The organism is Mesorhizobium sp. M0496 (assembly GCF_040321205.1).
Classification (GTDB): Bacteria; Pseudomonadota; Alphaproteobacteria; order Rhizobiales; family Rhizobiaceae; genus Mesorhizobium.
Genome location: NZ_JAMYRC010000028.1, coordinates 38287 through 55972, shown reverse-complemented (window position 1 = coordinate 55972; position 17686 = coordinate 38287). Strand labels below are relative to the sequence as shown.

The window sequence follows — 17686 nt, the reverse complement described above, 5'->3', positions numbered from 1 at the left end:
CTCTTCGGGAAGGCCATCAAAGACGGTGCTGAACGACTGACGTTCGGTTCCATCCATCACCAGAGTGAATCGATCCGCGTCCGCTGATTCAAACCATTCATTGGACGCGCGCGTCCGGCTGCGCGATTCTGTCCGCAATGATCGCGCAGCTCTATCGCCTCTGTATCGAACGCCGCGACGCGGATCGGAACATGGCGCGCTTCTATGCACTGTCGATCGAGGAGACCCTGTTCGGCCAGACCTGCCTGGTCCGGCGTTGGGGCCGGATCGGAACCACCGGCCGCACGGTACAGCACTCCTTTGATACCGAGGGCGAAGCCGTCGCCCTTTTCCTCGAGCTGCTGCGCGCCAAGCGGATGCGCGGCTATCAGCCGCGATCCGCCCGACGCGCAGAAGCGATCCCGTCTTGACAGGTAGCCGGTAGAGCGACGGGAGCCATTTTTTGGAACAAAGTCGCTTCGTGTACCGGGCGCGGGCGCGATGTCGCCAGTGGGAAGTCAGCGATCTTGACACCGTGGCAAGATGTCGGCGGGCACTTGTGAGGCGATAGGTCGGGTGGAGTCGACAGCGAAGATCGTCCGGAGCACGACGAAATTCTCGGCGAACCGTTGAGACGTTCGACAATTCACCCGGCAGCCACTCTGCCCTCGACCAGCATGGTGACGACATCGCGCATGCGAACTTCACTGATGCGCTGGGCCAAAAATGTTCCCGCCATGTTCTGGCACGATCCCTGTTCCGCTATGCCACCGTCGCCACCGTTCTGGCTTTGATCTTTTTGTCTGTCAGGATAGGTCAGGATGGCGGCGGGCACACAAGCGGCTTGCCCGATCCGGCAAAGACGCCCGGTCTCCAGCGACCACGACTCCGGCTTGTATCGAGGAATCAGCGATGATTACGGCTTCAGTGCTGGGTATCGTCCTCATCGCACTGGCCGGGATTATCGTCATCCGGCGTTGGTGGCGATACATTGGAGCACCCAGCCGGATGATGGCTTCGGATTTTTGCGACATTGGGACCAAATGTGTATTTGGAGCCTATGATCGATATCGACAAGGATTGGCTCTCTTCCCAATACTTGCTCCGTTTTGACGCCATTGAATCGGTTGTTGACGGCGTGAATCGTACTTATCGGGCACGTGCGGGGCAGAAGTATTTCTATTTACGGCTCTACCGCGCATCGGGAAGGCCCCTTTCGCACATCATTGCCGAGGTAACCCTGCTGACGCAGTTTCCTGACCGCGCGGATGTGGGGTGTAAGCCGACCTGTCGCCACGGCCGACAGATCCGCCCATATCCTTGAATTGGCATGTGGTGGTGGCCTTCGTCATGCCTGCCTTTTCGAAAGTGTCGAAGGGGACCCGATCGAGCTTACACCTGCTGGTATGGCGCAGTTTGGAGCGTCCATCGCGCACCTGCACCTGGCTATGCCAACCGCCATTGGCGGAGACATCCGAAGCCTTGAGCCGATAGCGATAGTCCAAGATACGTTGCTGGCACTTTCTCCCATCCTTGAGAGCCGCGAAGTCTCGGGAGTGATTGAGCACGACTACCTGGCATGCTTGCGGCGATCTGAGTTGCACTCCCTTCCAGCCGGCCTGTGTCACGGCGATGCCTGGCCAGGCAATACTCGCGTTCACCAGGGGAAGGTCCACTTTTTCGATTTTGATGATTTTGGGCACGGCCCTCTTGTTCTCGACCTCGGCACGGCGGCATGGCACTCAGCGCGCGCCGAAAGCCCCAATTCCGGTGAGATGGTCGCTTCATTGATATCCGGATATGAAAAGATCCGCCCGTTGTCCAAGATTGAACTCGACGTGTTGCCCCTTTTCATTGCCCTTGCTGAAGCTCGCTCGCTGCTGTTTCTCGCGCGCTATTGTGCGTTGACCGATAACTTGTGGACTGAAATGTTTGAAAGGGCGATGAACGTATTCGCGCTGTCGCAGCACTCCTAAGTTTGATGCGTAGCAAACGTCAGCTTATCATCTGAAACAATACTGGGAATTTTCGCGACGCGGAAGTTGGATCGCACAATGAGTAATTCGAGCCGTCCAAACCCGAGCGAAATTCATCCGCTATCGGAAGCGCCCTACGTACAAGTGACCTCGCCTTCGTCATCGCGATCGATGTCGGTTGCCTCCACCTCGGCGAATTGACGACGCTTCGCGGCCAGATCGCCGGTGAACGCAAAAGTCACCACTATCACGCGACTGGTATGACGCGAGCCTGCGGGCGCATGGGCAAAAAGCTGGCGCAAGCGCTCCCGTTCACCCTCTAGATCGTCGAGGGCGGGCTCGAGGGCGGGACGGCCCAAGCGGCCTCACGGTCGTGGGGAGCTCGATATCGTAATCCCACGCCGGTCCGCATCGGCATGGTGCTGTAACGGTAGCTCCCCGCCGAAGCGCTGACCCTCACATTCGAGATCGAAACCGCCGATCGAGCGATGATCGTCTCTGCTCCTGCCGGAGGTGCACGAGCGTCAGGATCTCCCTCATCAGCACCTGCGAGCAGCACAAACATTCCAAGCGCAAATTTTGGGGGTGGAGAGGGACCCTCTCCGTTCTTGCATAGCTGCATTGCACAAAACGTGTTTGCGCATTGCACAACTTTTAGCCATTAAGCCTACAGCTGATGCACGCGATGGTTTCCTCCCATTCCATCGTATCAGCTGTTCCCCTCTGAAGGTTTTGACCTTCACACCTAAAGGGCCTCGGTTTACCGATGGCCCTATTTTTTTGGCGGCCGAACGTCGTTGATTGCCTTCGTCACTGTGTGGAACGCGGCGCGATCGCCGGTTCAGCCAGCAAGCTTTGGGTGTCATTTCTCCCTGGCAGAATTGACCCCTTCCGACAAAAGCCTGACCTTTGCCAGTCTTCTTCGGGCAAGCGTTCGCGCCAGAAGTTCAAAGCCGCGTCCATAACATTCAACAATGAAAGCCAGTGTCATGAGATCGAGCAGAAAGTCGTCGATCGCATGTGTGAGCGCATCGGACCTTTGTTCGAATTGAAGTAGCAAGGCGCGCGCCTCTTCGATCGCGGCCCGACAATCGCCTGCGTCTATCAGTGAATCGATCCTGTCAAAGATCTGCAAGCGTCCTCACTCTCCCAAGCCACACTCAACGCATCGAACGCCGTTGGTGAGTGAGTTTTCAACGAAAGAACATGGTCGCGTCTCACGAAGTGCCTGTTGATGAAGCATGCTGCGTCAAACAACAAGCATGAATCCGGGCTTCACCCAGGTGATGTCTTCGAAGGAGAGTGAGCCGGCTCAAGTCTGCGTCTCCGCCGCAAAACTGGTCAGATGGAACTGTGGCCGCATTCGCCGAAGGCAAAACAGTTTCTGTCTCAATTTTGTCAGCCGCCACGGTTCAGTCGAGATTACATGGGAAACGACAATAACGGAAAGCAAAGGTTCGCAAAATGAGTAGGGTGGCTGGATCAAACGAAGATTTGGCTGCGCCGACGACATTTGCGCCCCTCATGCAGCCGACCTTTCGTTCGATCTGGCTCGCGACGCAGGTCTCAAGTCTCGGCTGGTTGATGCAGACTGTCGCCATCAGTTGGCTGATGGCAACAATCTCGACTTCCGATTTGATGGTTGCGCTGGTGCAGGCTTCATCGAACCTGCCCGCTTTCATTTTGTCCGTGTTCGCCGGAGTTCTCGCCGACAATTTCAGCCGGCGCCGGGTCATGTTCGCGGGTCGGTGCCTTATGGTGATGGCGTCCGCGATGCTGACCGCGTCCGTGGCGCTGGGCTTTGTCAATCCGTGGATGATCCTCGGCTTCAGCTTTTTGATCGCATCTGGTGGCGCTCTCAACGATCCCGCCTGGCAAGCATCTGTCGGCGATATCGTGGACCGACGCGATGTTCCCGCAGCCGTCACCCTGCTTTCTGTTGGCTTCAACACCGTCCGGACCGTGGGCCCGGCACTCGGCGGCATCGTGGTTGCTTCGTTTGGGCTTATGACGGCTTTCGCCGTGACCACGCTCACCTACCTGGTCCCTCTGGCCACCATATGGCGCTGCAAGTGGAAGGTTCGTTCTTCGCCTCTGCCGCGTGAGCCGATGAGGACGGCGATCTATGATGGACTGCGCTTCACTGCGATGTCATCGGAAATCAAGGCGGCGATCGCGCGCGGAACCCTCTTTGGCTTGGCGAGCATCGCCATACTCGCGCTGCTGCCGGTGGTTGTCCGCGACCAGTTGGGAGGAGGCCCGCTCGCCTATGGCGCGCTCATGGCCGGCTTCGGGACGGGTGCCGTCTTCGCCGGCCTCTCCAACAGCCTGTTCAGACGGAGCTTGTCGCAAGAAAGGCTGATGAGGCTCTCCTGCGTCGCCTGCGCGGCGTGCTCTCTCTTCCTGGCAATGACATCCTCGATTGCGGTGGCGGCAATTGCACTTGCCTTGGGCGGCGCCGGTTGGGTGACCGCCTGGTCCGGGGTCGGTGTGAGCGTGCAGCTGGCGAGCCCGCGCTGGGTCGTGGGGCGCACAATCTCGATCTACTATGCCTTGATTGATGGTGGCATCGCGCTCGGCAGCTGGGTGTGGGGCACGGTTTCCCAGAACCATTCCCTGACTTGGGCGCTGGAGGGCTCCGCTGGAGCCCTGTTGCTCGTCGCCGCAGCCGGCGTTCTGTTTCCTCTTCGCGAGCGCCGCGACTCCGAACCCGATCCTTTGGGCGAATTCGACGCCCCAGCTGTCGCTCTCAATTTGAAGCCGAGGAGCGGCCCGATCGTGGTCAAGGTCGAATATCTGATAGCCGAGAGAAATCTCGAGGCCTTCCTCGACCTCATGCGGCAGCGGCGTCATGTACACAGCCGCGTCGGTGCGCGGAACTGGACGCTCCAGCGCAACCTGCAGAAGCCTATGCAATGGACAGAAACATTCCGCACGCCGACCTGGACAGACTACCTTCGCCTCAATCATCGTCTCACGGAAGTAGACAAGGAACTGGACGAACGAGTCTTCCAGCTGCACGCGGCAGAGTCCCCGCCTCAGATGACACTTTCCATCGAGCGGCCGACAAGCTCGGCCCGCAAGCCCGAGCACTCAGTTTTTCGCCATCCCCGTCATTGAACCCCGGCCTGCACATATCTGGGGCATCAGCGATCGCTTACCTGTCGCGCTCAAATGGTGCGGGGCGGAGGCGGACGATCCTCCAAGATTCGATGGTCAGTGGCGGAGAAGAACAATAGGCTGCGAGTGCGATCGATCGGCCCCTGCCTTGAAGAGCATCGACAGCCAAGCCGCCGCAGACAAACTAAGGAAAACCGCTGTTCCTGTGCTGGCGGAGCCTGAGACTGCAACAGCACGCGACTATCGCCGCGTGCCAACTTTTGAATTTAGCGTCTTCCTCAGCCCGCGTCGCTGATCCGGGCCAGCGCAAGCTTGAGGCTGGCATTTTGTCCCTTCAGATCGCCGAGACGCTCACGTTCGGCGGCCACCACATCTGGATTTGCGTTGGCAACGAACTTTTCGTTCGAAAGCTTGCCGCAAATACGAGCGGTCTCCTGCTCGGTTTTTGCAATCGCCTTCTCGAGACGCGCCTTTTCGGCAGATAGGTCGATCAGGCTGCCAAGCGGCAGGCAGATCGTCGCCTCGTTGAGCACGATCTGCGCCGAACCCTTTGGCGCGACATCGGTGAGCGAGATGTCGCCGACCCGCGCCAGCCGCTTGATCGCGGACTCCTCGCGCGCCAACCGTTCCCGGGTCAAATCATTGGCGCCGACCACGACCAGCGGCGCGATTGCCGCCGGCGGCACGTTCATCTCCGAGCGCACGGAGCGAATGCCGGAGACGAGGTCGACCAGCCAGTTGATGTCGGCGGCCGCTTGCGCGTCCTCGAAGTCCGGCGACGGCCAGGCCGCATGGCATAGCAGCGAGGAGCGCTCCTTGCCCTCGCCGGCCGTCTGCGCCCACAGCTCCTCGGTCATGAACGGCATCATCGGATGCAGCAGCTTGTAGATTTCGTCGAGCACGAAGGCGACGCAGGCGCGGCTCTCGGCCTTGGCCGCCTCGTCCGCGCCCATGAACACCGGCTTCAGCAGTTCCAGGTACCAGTCGCAGAACAGGTTCCAGACGAAGCGGTATGCGGCACCCGCCGCCTCGTTGAAGCGGTATGAGGTAATGCCGTCGGTGATCTCGCGCGCGGCGCGCGTCAGCTCGGTCAGGATCCAGCGGTTGACCGCCAGCTTGGCGTCGTTCAGCCAGAAACCGTCGTTGCGTGCGACTTCGTTCATCTCGGCAAAGCGCGTCGCATTCCACAGCTTGGTGCCAAAGTTGCGATAGCCGGCGATGCGCGCCGGATCGAGCTTCACGTCACGGCCTTGCGCCGCCATCACCGTCAGGGTGAAACGCAACGCGTCGGCGCCGTATTCGTCGATGAGATCGAGCGGATCGATGACGTTGCCTTTCGACTTCGACATCTTCTGCCCGTTCTTGTCGCGCACCAGCGCATGGATATAGACCGTCTCGAAAGGCTCGATAGGTCTGCCATTCTCGTCCTTCATGAAGTGCAGGCCCATCTGCATCATGCGAACGACCCAGAAGGGAATGATATCGAAGCCGGTGACGAGCACGTTGGTCGGATAGTAGCGTGCAAGTTCCGGCGCTTGATCCGGCCAGCCGAGCGTCGAGAACGGCCACAACGCCGACGAGAACCAGGTGTCGAGCACGTCTTCGTCACGGGTCAGGATTTCGCCCAGCTTGAAGTTCTCGAGCTTGTCCTCGACCCAGGCCTTCCACGGCCCTTCCAGCGCCAGATAATATTCGATCGCCGCCTGCAGCGCCTCTTCCTCGGTCTTCTCGACAAAGACGCGCCCGTCGGGCCCGTACCACGCCGGAATCTGGTGACCCCACCAAAGCTGGCGGGAAATGCACCACGGCTCTATGTTTTCCAGCCAGTTGAAATAGGTGTTCTCCCAGTTGCGCGGTACGAACCTGGTTCTTCCTTCGCGCACCGATTCCAGGGCAGGCTTCCCCAAAGTCTTGTTGTCGACGAACCACTGTTCCGTCAGCCTGGGCTCGATCGGCACGCCGCCGCGGTCGCCATGCGGGACCGTATGCTTATGCGGCTCGACCTTGTCCATCAGGCCTGCCTCTTCGAAGATGCGCACGATGATCTTGCGAGCCTCGAAACGGTCCTTGCCTTCCAGTTCATCCCAGGCGCCATGCAGGGCGGCGGGACGATCGAGACCTTCGAGGAAATCCTCATTGTCCTTGATGGTGATGCGCGCATCAGGCGTCAGGACGTTGACGACACGCAGGCCGCGCCGCTTGCCGACCTCGAAGTCGTTGAAGTCATGCGCCGGGGTCATCTTCACCGCGCCCGTTCCGGCTGTCGGATCCGGATACTGGTCGGCGACGATCGGGATGCGGCGGCCGATGATCGGCAGGATGACGTGCTTGCCGATGATTGCCTTGTAGCGCTCGTCATCCGGATGGACCGCAACGCCGGTATCGCCGAGCATCGTCTCAGGACGGGTGGTGGCGACGACGAGATAGTCGCGCATCTCCCACTCCGTGGGCTCGCCGTCTTCGTCGAAAGCAACCGGGTGCTGGTAGGTGATGCCTGGCTCCAGTGGGTAGCGCAGATACCACAGGTTCCCGTGAACCTCATGCTGTTCGACTTCGATATCCGAAATCGCGGTCAGCATCTTCGGATCCCAGTTGACCAGTCGCTTGTCGCGATAGATCAGGCCTTGCCTGTAGAGCGTGACGAAGACCTCCAGAACGGCCTTCGACAGACCCTCGTCCATGGTGAAGCGCTCGCGCGACCAGTCGCAGGATGCGCCGAGACGCTTGAGCTGCTTGAAGATCACACCGCCCGATTCCGCCTTCCACTCCCACACCTTCTCGATGAAGGCTTCGCGGCCCATGCTATGGCGATCCGGCTGCTGCTTTTCGGCCAGGCGTCGCTCAACCACCATCTGCGTGGCGATGCCGGCATGATCCATGCCCGGCTGCCAGAGCACATCCTTGCCGCGCATGCGCTCGAACCGCACCATGATGTCCTGCAGCGTGTTGTTCAGCGCATGCCCCATGTGCAACGAACCGGTGACGTTCGGCGGGGGGATCACGATCGTGAAGGTTTCCGCGCCCGGCCTGGCGTTCGCACCGGCGCGAAAAGCGTCTGCCTCATCCCATTTTTGGGCGATCTTCGGTTCGACCGTGGCGGCATCATAGGTTTTGTCGAGCATTTTGGGGAATTTTCTTCTCTGGCATTTTTGGTGCACCAAGGCGCGCCGATGAGCACGAGTTCTTGGTACGCGATTAGGCTACGTTGACCAAGTGGATTGAACGACCCGCTGGCGGGGCGTGAAAGGCGAGGTCGCATAACACGCTCCTGCCTGAAAGGTCAGCCAGATTCGGGCTATCCTCAATCGAAGCGACGCCGCCGCCGCTCCACAATCAACACCATCGGGAGACCTTGGACTACATGGCCTATTCAGCGTGCGCTTATATCGCCGTCGGGTCTTGTGTGAGCCGAGGAGCCATTTGGCCGCCGGATACGAGCAGCGCCGAGCCGCCTAGAAACGGGCGAAGTGACCTGAGTTCCGAAGCTTGGCTAGCAGGATGCTGGCCGTTGCGCGGTGGTCAACCCTCGCTTGCTCACGCAGCGGAGACGCATTCCAGGCAGCCAATTCCGCCACCAAAAGCGCGGTATCTTCGTTGATCGATGCGCATCTAAGTTGTCCGTTCTTCTCCATCACGATTATCGCAGTGCCGGTTACGCCATATCCAATCGCAGCCATCCGCTGTACGCAGACATCGCCGTCGACGCGAACATCGAACAGAACCGACCCTGCGGTTTTTTCCGCAGCGTCAGCCACACGATCACAGAACGGTCGATTGAGGCCCTCGATATTGCCGAGCGACTGCTCAAACAAGGCCAATTCAACATGCTCCGCCACCATGGCGGCGAGAGTGCGCGCCGGCTGGCGCAATCGGCAAGACACTAGCGCTGATTATCCACATACCAACCCAACTCTCCGGCCCTTTCATGGGGCACGCCTCGGCGCGAAAGCACCGTCTTGCCTGCGGCTGAGAGAAAGAACTGCTCGACATGCCCTCGCATCAAGGCCCGCGACAATCCTGTCGCCACCCTCTCTTGCCGGACTGTTTCGTTTTCCTCGCATGAGCGGAGGCGATTAAGTATTTGACAAACCCATTCGCGGCTTCGACCGCATGCGGCTCCAGGATGACAATTAGACTTCGCTAATATATGCTATGCGGCATGTGGGGGGTGTCATGAGACAGCCACGAAGACGTATCGCGCTGGCGTGGCTTGTCTTAACTGGCAATGCGGATGCTCACGACTGGTATACCGGCAAAAAAGACCCGGTCCTGCTCTATGATTGCTGCGGCAACAAAGATTGCCATCCCATAGACCCTCGCGATGTCAGGGAGACGAAAGACGGCTATTACGTCAGCCTGCCTCGCCCTTCATATCTGAATGAGCCACAAGAGCCAGAGTGGTTTATCCCTAGGGAGCGTGTCCAAGCCTCCCCCGATGATCACTATCATCTCTGTGAGCGATTGATGACGTTCTATCGAACGATCATTCCGCATATGAAGTTCGAGGCCTACCAGAGGTTCAGATGGACGTGTTTCTTCGCGCCCAAGGGCACGAGTTCAATCGAGCAAGGCCGGTAGAGGTTCTTCACCGAACCTGGTCCCGTTCCACCGGATGAACGCCTTGTCAAAATATAATCGCGTCAGCGGAAGTTAAATTTCGACTGTTTCGGCTTGCCGCAAATTAGGGTCTCGGTGGCATAACTCGGGCATGACTTTCGGGGTACTGGCAGGAAGACTGATGCGCGGGCGTGGATGGATCAAGGCGTTGCGTCAGGACGATGCCCAACAGGTGCGTGCGCACATTGCCGAACTTGAGCGCAACCTCATTGCGACCACACCTCAGGGACGCCATCGACGTTTCGAAGCCGGGAACGAACTTCGCATTGCGAAATTCCGCCTGGAGCGTCTCGAGGAATGTATCGCCGGAATAGCGGAAAAATGTGGGGGTTAGATGAGATGCTCTCGAAGTTGCCGCGCGGTACGCCGGGCTGTGCGTCGGGGCTGTCACAAGGCCAGCCGTCTGACGCCGCTCGGTCGGGAGCACCCTTTCAAGCTGCGCTGGGCGGCAGACGCGCAGGCACACGAGACTGCCTGGAGACAACCCGCAAGGGGTTCCTGTTCCATAGTACCGGACGAGGGGCGACCGGCCTGCGGGCTCCGCCCGTCGCGGCCAAATCACCTCTATCGTAATTGATTGCCAAGTGACAAAATGCGTCTTTGATGGCTATTAGTTCGACGTTGCGCCCGCGCTGGCTACCGGAAAAGAATTTTCCGTCCTATGCGTATCTTCCCGGCCGGCAGCCGCATCCCGTGCGCGATCCTGCAGGACACAGCTATCACAGCGAAGCAATTCAGATTGCTGAAGAGGCGTCGCTTGACTCGGACATGTTCCTCTGGGGTATCGACCTCTTCAATCATGGCTATTACTGGGAAGCCCATGAGGCTTGGGAAGGTCTTTGGCAGGTTGCAGATCGAGGCGCTCCGCTTCGGATGCTCTTCAAGGGATTGATCCTGTTATCGGCGGCCGGCGTGAAGATCCGCGAGGGCAAGCATGCGGCGGCGGTGCGTCATGCCGGACGCGCCGCGGCGCTCCTTCGTCGGCTGATGAACGCGCCGGATCGCGCCTTCGAATGCGCGCTCGGCATGTCACTCACCATGCTTGCCGAACAGGCCGAAGCCGCAGCAAGGATTCCGGCAGCCTTGCAGGCGACAGCGCTGGGTCAGCCTCAAGCCGTGTTTGATTTCATTCTCGGGTCACGTTCCGGCGGAATGCCGATCAGATCGCAAAAGAGAAACAGTCATTCGTAGAAGACGGCGGATTCACCGTGCCGTTTTGCCGGGAATTCGACGACGAAATCGGCGTTCCGTCCTTACGCTGGGGATAACACCCTTGTTCGCTCTTTGTTCTTTTCCAAAAAAGAGCGGTAATATATAGTCTGAAACTACATCAGCCCTCAGTGAGTCAGCGCGCCAAATGACTGTGCAGCCCAGGATTCTCAATGAACCGACAATCAGCTGCCCAAGCTGCAAAACGGAGATCAAGCTCAACGAGTCGCTCGCGGCGCCGCTGATTGCCGCGACTCGCGAGGACTATGAACGGCGTTTGGAGCAGAGCAACGCGTCCATGGCGGCCCGGGAGGAAGAGCTTAAACGTGAGCGGGCCGCGATCGACGCCGCCAAAGAGGACATCGGCAACCAGGTGGCTGAGCAAATCAAGCTTGAGCGTGCCGCAATCGCTGTCGAGGAAGCCCGCAAGGCAAAATTGCTGCTTTCGGTAGATCTGGAGGACAGGGATAACAAGCTTGCCGAGCTGGAGGCGACGTTGAAGGCGCGCGACGAAAAGCTCGCCGAGGCCCAGCAGCAACAGGCGGAATTCCTCAAACAGCAGCGTGCGCTTGACGATGAAAAGCGCGAGATGGCGCTGACCATCGAAAGGAAGATCCAGGAAGGATTGGACGCCGTTCGCGTAAAGGCGAGGTCCGAAGCCGAAGACGGGCTCAAAATGAAGGTTGCCGAAAAAGAAGAACAGATCGCCGGCATGCAGCGTCAGATCGAGGAGCTGAAGCGCCGTGCGGAACAGGGTTCTCAGCAGCTGCAGGGCGAGGTCCTCGAGCTTGAGCTCGAGTCCCTCATTGCCAGCCGGTTCCCGATGGACACCATCGAACCGGTCGCCAAGGGCGAGTTCGGCGGAGATGTCCTGCACCGCGTGGTCGGACCCGCCGGCCAGCCATGCGGCGCCATTTTATGGGAATCGAAACGCACCAAGAACTGGAGCCACGGCTGGCTTGGGAAACTCAGAGGAGATCAACGAGCCGCGAAAGCGGATATTGCGCTGATGATCTCGGAAGCGTTGCCTCCCGGCGTGGAAACCTTCGATCTTGTGGACGGAGTTTATGTCGCCCATCCCAAGTGTGCGATCCCGATCGCCATCATGCTTCGGCAATCCCTGATCGAGCTTGCCAACTCCCGCCTCGCCCAGGACGGCCAGGCCACCAAAATGGAACAGGTCTACGGCTATCTGACCGGTCCGCGCTTCCGCCACCGTGTCGAGGCGATCGTGGAGAAATTCTCGGATATGCAGGAGGACCTCGCCAAGGAACGCAAGGTCACAACACGCCTGTGGGCCAAGCGCGAGGCGCAGATCCAAGGGGTGATCGAGTCGACTGTCGGCATGTATGGTGACTTGCAGGGTATCGCCGGAAAAGTGATGCAGGAGATTGAGGGGCTGGATGTGCTGGCGCTTGAAGCCTCTTCGCCTGAAACTGAATAGGAGACCTTCAGGTCGGCCAAGGCGATCAGGACTCCTCAAAACGACTGAGCCCAACTGAGACGCCACCAGAAGACGGGACCCGAGCCCCTGCTCCGCAGCCATCGCTTTGTCACGCTTTCTCGTTCCGCCTGCGGGCTTGGTTTGGGAACGGCCGAAGGCCCCGCCTTGCGGCGGAGCCCTCGTCGAGGCGATCAGTCCCGGTTGGGGCGAGACCAGATCAGCTGCAGGCCTTCCTCGCCTTCCACCTCGATCAGGGTGGCGTAGATCGGAGCGGGGAAGCTCGGGTCGTCCAGCTTGACCGAGAGATAGTCGCGGCCCTCGTTGGAGACCTTCTGCCAGGCGGCTCCGAGATCGACGCTCCCCGAGTAGACGCGGAAGTGGGGGCCTTTGTCGGAAGGGTTCTCGACGCGGATCAGCTTGGCTTTGACGTTGAGGTTGAGGGTTTTGATGGCTCCGGAAAAGCCGTTGCCGTTTGAGGTGAATGTGCCGATGGTAGCCATTTGTCGTCTCCGTGAGTTTCTCGGGCCGCGACCACCGCGACCTCGATGGCGGTCGATGGACCGGAGGCGATCGGCCCGCACCCACCGGGGTCCCCCATTGGTGTGGGGCAAGGGGTGGGGCGTTTGGGCGCCACCCCAGTGAAGGGCAGCCCCGGGGGGGGGTTCTTGTTCCGCGCGGAATGGCGGCGCAGTCGCCAGGGGAAGAAAGTCGCGACCGGCTGTTGCGGGTTTGAGAACGAGGCGTAGCGCAGCGAAGACGGCCTTCGGTCAGACCAGCCCCATCGAGGACGCAGGTGGTGCGCCCTTCCATGAAACCGCCGGTCAGACGACAGGCGAATCCACCGGCATGATCACCGCAACCGCAGCCATCGTGAGGCGCCATCAAACCCGACGCTTCCAACAGGCGCCATCGCATAACGAAAGAGCCGGAAAGGGAAGCAACCCGCCTTACTTCGGTCGGTGACGACTGGGCCGACTGGCGAAACTCCGTGGTCCGGCGTCTGCCCCTTCAAGATAGATGGCCGCTAAGGTCATGAAATGCCCGTCTCGGGCTGGACGTCGGAACGGGCCGGCTGATCTGGATCGGCACGCCGGGCTACTACCCAAACTGACCGGTGCCAAGGCGGAGGACACGAAGGCGGATGGGATGGCTCCGCGCCACCCCCGACATAGATCGGAGAATACAATATCATGCCGCCTCCGCGATCTGTGTCGCATTCGGCTGGAGACCATGCAGATACTTGACCGCACGCTGGGCATGGGCCGCCGCGGCAAAGATGAATCGCTTATCGTTCCTGAGAATTTCGAGCCAGCTTGCCAGGTAGCTGGCATGATCAGGCCGCGGCTCGAGCTCTGGTACGATGTCGAGGTCAGCTGCTAAGAAACAGCCGCCGAGGTCGGCCACGAGTTCTTCGTGGGCCCGGAATGAGCGATCCTTGTGATAACGGGAAAGGTTGCGATCAAGGCGCTTTTCCGACCCAACCCAATGAGTCATTTCGTGTCCGAGGGTCGCATAGTAGCCGGGCCCGTCGCGGAAACTCTCGAACGGCGGCATTTGCACAATATCGAGAGCCGGATTGAAGTACGCTTCGTTGCCACCGTGGCGGATGACGGCCCCGGTATTTGCGAAGAAGGCATCCGCGTGTTTGATCCGCTCCACCGGATTGGACACCGGCGCGGGATTGCCGTAATACTGCGTGGGCAAGCCTTCGATCTGGTCGGCACAAAACACCGTATAGGCCTTGAGGAACGGAATCCCGCGCTCGACCTCTTCGCCTTGGGCATCGGTTTCTGTGCGTACGATGCGACTGGCGTAGACAACCATCGAGCCGGTTTCGCCTTTGCGGACATGACCGCCCAGCTCGACGCTCTGCTTGAAAGTCATCCAGGTCGGGGAAACGAAATCCCTCGCAACCGCCTCCGACCAAAGAAGCAGGGTATTGATCCCCTGATATGGCAATCCATTGTGGCGCACCGGGCGCGTGATACGCCCCGTCGTATTAGCCGCGCTCCACGGCTTCACCCACGGTCGCACGCCTTTTTCCAGATCCGCGACGATGCGGTCGGTGATCTTCGCGTAGATATCGACGCGGGATTTGTTGCTCTTCCTGTCCATTTGCCGGACCTCCATTCGAGGCCGCGCCAATCGCGGCCGTCACGAGGTCCGACAGCGCAGGACCGCAGGTCCGCGAACCCGCAGAAGATCAATCGTCAGGAAGGGACACATCGCTTGAGGGCCGCAACGTTAGTGGAGGACGGCGAAGCCGTTTAGCAGAACGAGGACCGGAGCAGGACCAACATTCGGGACGACCGCGGTTGGCCCGGCCCCATCAGGGGGTCTTCCTGCTTTCTCATCTTTTGATTAGGCCCAGTCGGCCCGAAGCTGAGAAAATGGCCAAGTTGACGAACAAATGTGGAATATTGATTTCGGTATTCGCTCGGCCGACTTTAGATGTTGCAAAAATCCGTCGCACAAATCCGAACGAACTTGAGAGTTCTGCGACAGTCGCAAAAGCCGAAGCCATCATCGGGCTCGGTGCCCAAATATATCGCCGCTAACGACGGATGACGATAATCCCAGCCAGTGCGATGAGAACGATACCGAGCATGGAAACCGCATCCAGACGTTCCGAAAACACCACGACGCCCCATAGCACTGCGAAGGCCAGATAGGAAAAGTCCCAGGTCGAGATGATCGACGATGGTCCCCACTGGTAGGCGATGGCCGTGCCGACGCTCCCGATCAGCATCGTCATGCTCAAAAGCCCGATCAGCGCCCATAGCGTCCAGCCCATCGGAATCCACGCGCCCATGAACAGGCTTTGTCCACCCTCGCTCCCTGCCATCACGGGCGCCAGGCTAGCGCCACCCCCGAGAACGATCGCTATCAGGTTGAAGATCAGCGCCAGAACGAAGGGATTTTCGCCACGGCTCTTGGTGCGCGTCAGCACCATCGCCAGAGCGTAGAGAATGGCGGAAACCAGCGGCATCACGGCATGGATGCTAAGATCGCCTGCCTGAGGCTTCAGCATGAGCAGCACACCAAGGAAGCCGAGGCCGACCCCGGCCCAACCTTGCACCCCGACAGGTTCCCTGATCCAGAAGGCCGCAAAAAGGGTGATGAACAGCGGGATCGTGTAATAGACCGCTGCCGCCATCGAGAAGTCGAGGCGCGGTAGCGAAGCGTAATAGATCAACAGGCTCGACAGAAGCAGGCTGCTTCGCAGGATGGCCCAGCCAGGATGGTTTGGGCGCAACGATACCTGCGGATAGCGCCATTTCAGGATCGAGATCAACAGGGGCAGCGTGACGCAGGACCGCAGGAAAATGAACTGCGACAGCGGCATGTCCGAGATCGTGACCTTGATGATCGCATCAGCGATGGAAAGCGTCAGGTCAGTGAAAACCATCGTCGCAACGGCAATGCCTACCCTGTCCGACTTCGGCGTGGTCTGACTGACCGACATTCTTTTGTGTTTCCTTCCTCGTACGCCGAGGTTTTACCGGGCCGCGAACGTTCCAACAATTCGGATTTTACGGCTACATTGTCCATAGTGTTGTACAATGAGTACGACGACAAGAAAGGGAGCAGGCTTTGAACAGTGTGGACGACATGATCCTTTTTGCAGAAGTCGCCGAGACCGGCAGCTTCACCCGAGCCGGGGAGAGGATCGGGATGCCGAAGTCGACAGTCAGTCAACGCATCGCCCAGCTTGAGGGACGATTGGGATTGCGGCTCCTCAACCGTTCCACCCGGCACGTAAGCCTCACCGGCAGCGGCCAGGTGTATCTCGATTACTGTCGCCGCCTCCGCGCAGAGGTTTCGGCCGCGAACATGGCGATGGCGAATCTTAAGGAACAGCCTGTCGGGACGCTGAAGATCACCTGCCCAGAAGTAACTGCCAGCTATTTCATGCCGACCTTCCTGCACGGATTCACCACGCAGTTTCCCCGGATTGCGGTCGAACTGATCGCCACAAACCGTCATCTCGATATCATCCGCGAGCGGGTTGATTTCGCCTTTCGCGTTGGCACGACCACAGGTCAGGACCTGATCGTGCGCCGTGTCTCCTCAATCAGACGGGTTCTGGTCGCTGCCCCGGCCTATCTGGCGGCTGGCGGTCCTCTTCGGGAACCGACAGATCTCCTGCATCGCCGCTGCCTGGTTCATGATGCGCAGCTCGAATGGGTGTTCTCGTCGCACGACACACCGATCGTCATGCGACCGCCGCCGGCCGTGACCTCGGATTCCATGGGGTTCCTGCTGCAATCCTGCATCGCGGGCGGCGGGGTCGCACTCCTTCCCGCCTATGTCTGCCAGCCATCCGTCGCGGCCGGCCGCCTCATGGAACTGTTATCGGGATGGGAAATTCCACCCTATGAAATGATGCTGATCTTTCCCAATCCGAAGAACCAGTCAAAGGCGCAGACCGCATTCCGCGAGTATGTGAATACCTTCGACTTTTCAGCGTTTGCCGCCGTCCGTTAGTCGGAATCTCCAGGGTCTGACGGCCGCTTTGTTTTGCTAAGCGGACTACCTGTCGCAAAACTCCTAAAGTTTGCTACATCACAGGCCTTAGTCGCGACAAAGGCTATCGGTTGGAAAAATGTTCAATCCTGTGATTATCGTGCCGTATGACCCTGCATGGCCCGATGTTTTTGCTCATATCAGAGATGAGATCGCGCCAGCTCTAGGGACAACGGCGCTTGCGATCGAGCATATCGGAAGCACCGCGGTCGTCGGTTTAGCCGCAAAGCCCATAATCGACATGGACGTCGTGATTCCAACCGAAGCCGACCTTTCTGTTGCAATCGGTAAGCTCTCGAAAATTGGATATGCGTATGATGGGGAGAGGGGAATTGATGGGCGTCACGCCTTTACTCAGCCGATCAGCTTGCCGGCGCATCACCTCTACGTGTGCGCAGCGGCCAATCAAGAACTCGGGCGGCATATAGCTTTTCGCGACTATCTGCGCGCCAATCCCGACGAGGCGAGAACATATGGGCTTCTCAAGACGCGTCTTGCCGACAGGTTCGGCTCTGATCGAGAAGGCTACAGCAACGCCAAAACGGCATTCATCGCCGAAGCACTCTCAAAGCAGTCGCGGAACTCCTGACTTTCCGGCCCGGAATACGGGTGGTGCGCTTCGCTGGCGGCAGATGGCGAATCTTGATGCCGAGCACTTCCAGAAATTTCGGTATGATCGATTCGACTGCCTCGACAGAGATACCGAACTTGCGAGGCCGAGGGCTGCTGCTTCGGCTCGTCGGAGAGGAGCACGATGATGGCGCAGGCGTCGACGAAGAGGGTCGGGCGGAGCCGAAACTCCGCCCGGTGGCAG

Annotated in this window: 18 protein-coding genes; 10 read left to right on the top strand and 8 right to left on the bottom strand. The window is 59.4% G+C overall.

The genetic code is table 11. The features are described from left to right. Nucleotides 1-137: 137 nt before the first annotated feature. Nucleotides 138-410: a WGR domain-containing protein gene (locus NKI73_RS21985; protein WP_023819768.1), complete on the top strand. Its 273-nt coding sequence runs from the start codon at nucleotides 138-140 to the stop codon at nucleotides 408-410. 215 nt (nucleotides 411-625) lie between these two features. On the opposite strand, the gene NKI73_RS21980 is transcribed toward NKI73_RS21985, so the two are convergent. After that, nucleotides 626-814 carry a hypothetical protein gene (locus NKI73_RS21980; RefSeq protein ID WP_352632979.1) on the bottom strand — a complete coding sequence of 63 codons (189 nt, stop codon included), beginning with the start codon at nucleotides 812-814 and terminating at the stop codon, nucleotides 626-628. A gap of 225 nt (nucleotides 815-1039) precedes the next feature. Between NKI73_RS21980 and NKI73_RS21975 the strand changes: the two genes are divergently transcribed. After that, on the top strand, nucleotides 1040-1303 hold the full coding sequence (locus NKI73_RS21975; protein WP_352632978.1) for a hypothetical protein: 264 nt from the start codon (nucleotides 1040-1042) through the stop codon (nucleotides 1301-1303). Next, nucleotides 1248-1955, top strand: coding sequence for a phosphotransferase enzyme family protein (locus tag NKI73_RS21970; RefSeq protein WP_352632977.1), 708 nt, complete (start codon nucleotides 1248-1250; stop codon nucleotides 1953-1955). Before NKI73_RS21975 ends, NKI73_RS21970 begins: the two co-directional genes overlap by 56 nt. A 134-nt stretch (nucleotides 1956-2089) precedes the next feature. On the opposite strand, the gene NKI73_RS21965 is transcribed toward NKI73_RS21970, so the two are convergent. Next, nucleotides 2090-2314, bottom strand: coding sequence for a hypothetical protein (locus NKI73_RS21965; protein ID WP_352632976.1), 225 nt, complete (start codon nucleotides 2312-2314; stop codon nucleotides 2090-2092). A gap of 503 nt (nucleotides 2315-2817) precedes the next feature. Next, nucleotides 2818-3090: a hypothetical protein gene (locus NKI73_RS21960; RefSeq protein WP_352632975.1), complete on the bottom strand. Its 273-nt coding sequence runs from the start codon at nucleotides 3088-3090 to the stop codon at nucleotides 2818-2820. A 329-nt stretch (nucleotides 3091-3419) separates the two neighbouring features. On the opposite strand from NKI73_RS21960, the gene NKI73_RS21955 reads away from it, so the two are divergent. Then, nucleotides 3420-5075, top strand: coding sequence for an MFS transporter (locus NKI73_RS21955; protein ID WP_502909581.1), 1656 nt, complete (start codon nucleotides 3420-3422; stop codon nucleotides 5073-5075). A gap of 278 nt (nucleotides 5076-5353) precedes the next feature. Here the strand turns inward: NKI73_RS21955 and NKI73_RS21950 are convergent, their stop codons facing one another. Then, nucleotides 5354-8197 carry a valine--tRNA ligase gene (locus NKI73_RS21950; RefSeq protein WP_352632974.1) on the bottom strand — a complete coding sequence of 948 codons (2844 nt, stop codon included), beginning with the start codon at nucleotides 8195-8197 and terminating at the stop codon, nucleotides 5354-5356. Nucleotides 8198-8527: 330 nt separating this feature from the next. Beyond that, nucleotides 8528-8914 carry a hypothetical protein gene (locus NKI73_RS21945; protein ID WP_502909583.1) on the bottom strand — a complete coding sequence of 129 codons (387 nt, stop codon included), beginning with the start codon at nucleotides 8912-8914 and terminating at the stop codon, nucleotides 8528-8530. A gap of 334 nt (nucleotides 8915-9248) precedes the next feature. Between NKI73_RS21945 and NKI73_RS21940 the strand changes: the two genes are divergently transcribed. The 4 genes from NKI73_RS21940 (at nucleotide 9249) to NKI73_RS21925 (ending at nucleotide 12345) form a co-directional block, all read left to right on the top strand. Then, nucleotides 9249-9653, top strand: a complete 405-nt coding sequence (locus tag NKI73_RS21940) for a hypothetical protein (RefSeq protein WP_155924271.1) — start codon at nucleotides 9249-9251, stop codon at nucleotides 9651-9653. A gap of 160 nt (nucleotides 9654-9813) precedes the next feature. After that, nucleotides 9814-10026, top strand: a complete 213-nt coding sequence (locus NKI73_RS21935) for a hypothetical protein (RefSeq protein WP_031193926.1) — start codon at nucleotides 9814-9816, stop codon at nucleotides 10024-10026. A gap of 269 nt (nucleotides 10027-10295) precedes the next feature. Then, nucleotides 10296-10883, top strand: a complete 588-nt coding sequence (locus tag NKI73_RS21930; RefSeq protein WP_352632972.1) for a DUF309 domain-containing protein — start codon at nucleotides 10296-10298, stop codon at nucleotides 10881-10883. Between the two features lie 166 nt (nucleotides 10884-11049). After that, a complete protein-coding gene (locus NKI73_RS21925; RefSeq protein WP_352632971.1) occupies nucleotides 11050-12345 on the top strand; it encodes a DUF2130 domain-containing protein in 1296 nt (431 codons plus the stop codon). 191 nt (nucleotides 12346-12536) lie between these two features. Here the strand turns inward: NKI73_RS21925 and NKI73_RS21920 are convergent, their stop codons facing one another. The 3 genes from NKI73_RS21920 to NKI73_RS21910 all read right to left on the bottom strand — a co-directional run bounded on the left by NKI73_RS21920 (nucleotide 12537) and on the right by NKI73_RS21910 (nucleotide 15811). Next, on the bottom strand, nucleotides 12537-12845 hold the full coding sequence (locus NKI73_RS21920) for a DUF736 domain-containing protein (protein ID WP_023819777.1): 309 nt from the start codon (nucleotides 12843-12845) through the stop codon (nucleotides 12537-12539). Nucleotides 12846-13533: 688 nt separating this feature from the next. After that, nucleotides 13534-14460 carry an ArdC family protein gene (locus tag NKI73_RS21915; protein WP_352632970.1) on the bottom strand — a complete coding sequence of 309 codons (927 nt, stop codon included), beginning with the start codon at nucleotides 14458-14460 and terminating at the stop codon, nucleotides 13534-13536. Between the two features lie 439 nt (nucleotides 14461-14899). Continuing rightward, nucleotides 14900-15811 (bottom strand): DMT family transporter, encoded by a 912-nt coding sequence (locus NKI73_RS21910; RefSeq protein WP_352632969.1) that lies wholly within the window; start codon nucleotides 15809-15811, stop codon nucleotides 14900-14902. A gap of 137 nt (nucleotides 15812-15948) precedes the next feature. Between NKI73_RS21910 and NKI73_RS21905 the strand changes: the two genes are divergently transcribed. Then, complete coding sequence (locus NKI73_RS21905; RefSeq protein ID WP_352633013.1) at nucleotides 15949-16833, top strand: LysR family transcriptional regulator; 885 nt, start codon at nucleotides 15949-15951, stop codon at nucleotides 16831-16833. 118 nt (nucleotides 16834-16951) lie between these two features. Then, nucleotides 16952-17461 carry a GrpB family protein gene (locus NKI73_RS21900; protein WP_352632968.1) on the top strand — a complete coding sequence of 170 codons (510 nt, stop codon included), beginning with the start codon at nucleotides 16952-16954 and terminating at the stop codon, nucleotides 17459-17461. The last annotated feature ends 225 nt before the right edge of the window (nucleotides 17462-17686 follow it).

Bases quoted from the DNA above. Each gene is read 5' to 3' on its own strand.
- NKI73_RS21930 (WP_352632972.1), top strand. From the start codon at position 10,296: ATGGCTATTAGTTCGACGTTGCGCCCGCGCTGGCTACCGGAAAAGAAT.
- NKI73_RS21970 (WP_352632977.1), top strand. From the start codon at position 1,248: ATGTGGGGTGTAAGCCGACCTGTCGCCACGGCCGACAGATCCGCCCAT.
- NKI73_RS21925 (WP_352632971.1), top strand. From the start codon at position 11,050: ATGACTGTGCAGCCCAGGATTCTCAATGAACCGACAATCAGCTGCCCA.
- NKI73_RS21900 (WP_352632968.1), top strand. From the start codon at position 16,952: ATGTTCAATCCTGTGATTATCGTGCCGTATGACCCTGCATGGCCCGAT.
- NKI73_RS21945 (WP_502909583.1), bottom strand. From the start codon at position 8,914: ATGGTGGCGGAGCATGTTGAATTGGCCTTGTTTGAGCAGTCGCTCGGC.
- NKI73_RS21975 (WP_352632978.1), top strand. From the start codon at position 1,040: ATGATCGATATCGACAAGGATTGGCTCTCTTCCCAATACTTGCTCCGT.
- NKI73_RS21935 (WP_031193926.1), top strand. From the start codon at position 9,814: ATGCGCGGGCGTGGATGGATCAAGGCGTTGCGTCAGGACGATGCCCAA.
- NKI73_RS21915 (WP_352632970.1), bottom strand. From the start codon at position 14,460: ATGGACAGGAAGAGCAACAAATCCCGCGTCGATATCTACGCGAAGATC.
- NKI73_RS21920 (WP_023819777.1), bottom strand. From the start codon at position 12,845: ATGGCTACCATCGGCACATTCACCTCAAACGGCAACGGCTTTTCCGGA.
- NKI73_RS21940 (WP_155924271.1), top strand. From the start codon at position 9,249: ATGAGACAGCCACGAAGACGTATCGCGCTGGCGTGGCTTGTCTTAACT.
- NKI73_RS21910 (WP_352632969.1), bottom strand. From the start codon at position 15,811: ATGTCGGTCAGTCAGACCACGCCGAAGTCGGACAGGGTAGGCATTGCC.
- NKI73_RS21950 (WP_352632974.1), bottom strand. From the start codon at position 8,197: ATGCTCGACAAAACCTATGATGCCGCCACGGTCGAACCGAAGATCGCC.
- NKI73_RS21985 (WP_023819768.1), top strand. From the start codon at position 138: ATGATCGCGCAGCTCTATCGCCTCTGTATCGAACGCCGCGACGCGGAT.
- NKI73_RS21955 (WP_502909581.1), top strand. From the start codon at position 3,420: ATGAGTAGGGTGGCTGGATCAAACGAAGATTTGGCTGCGCCGACGACA.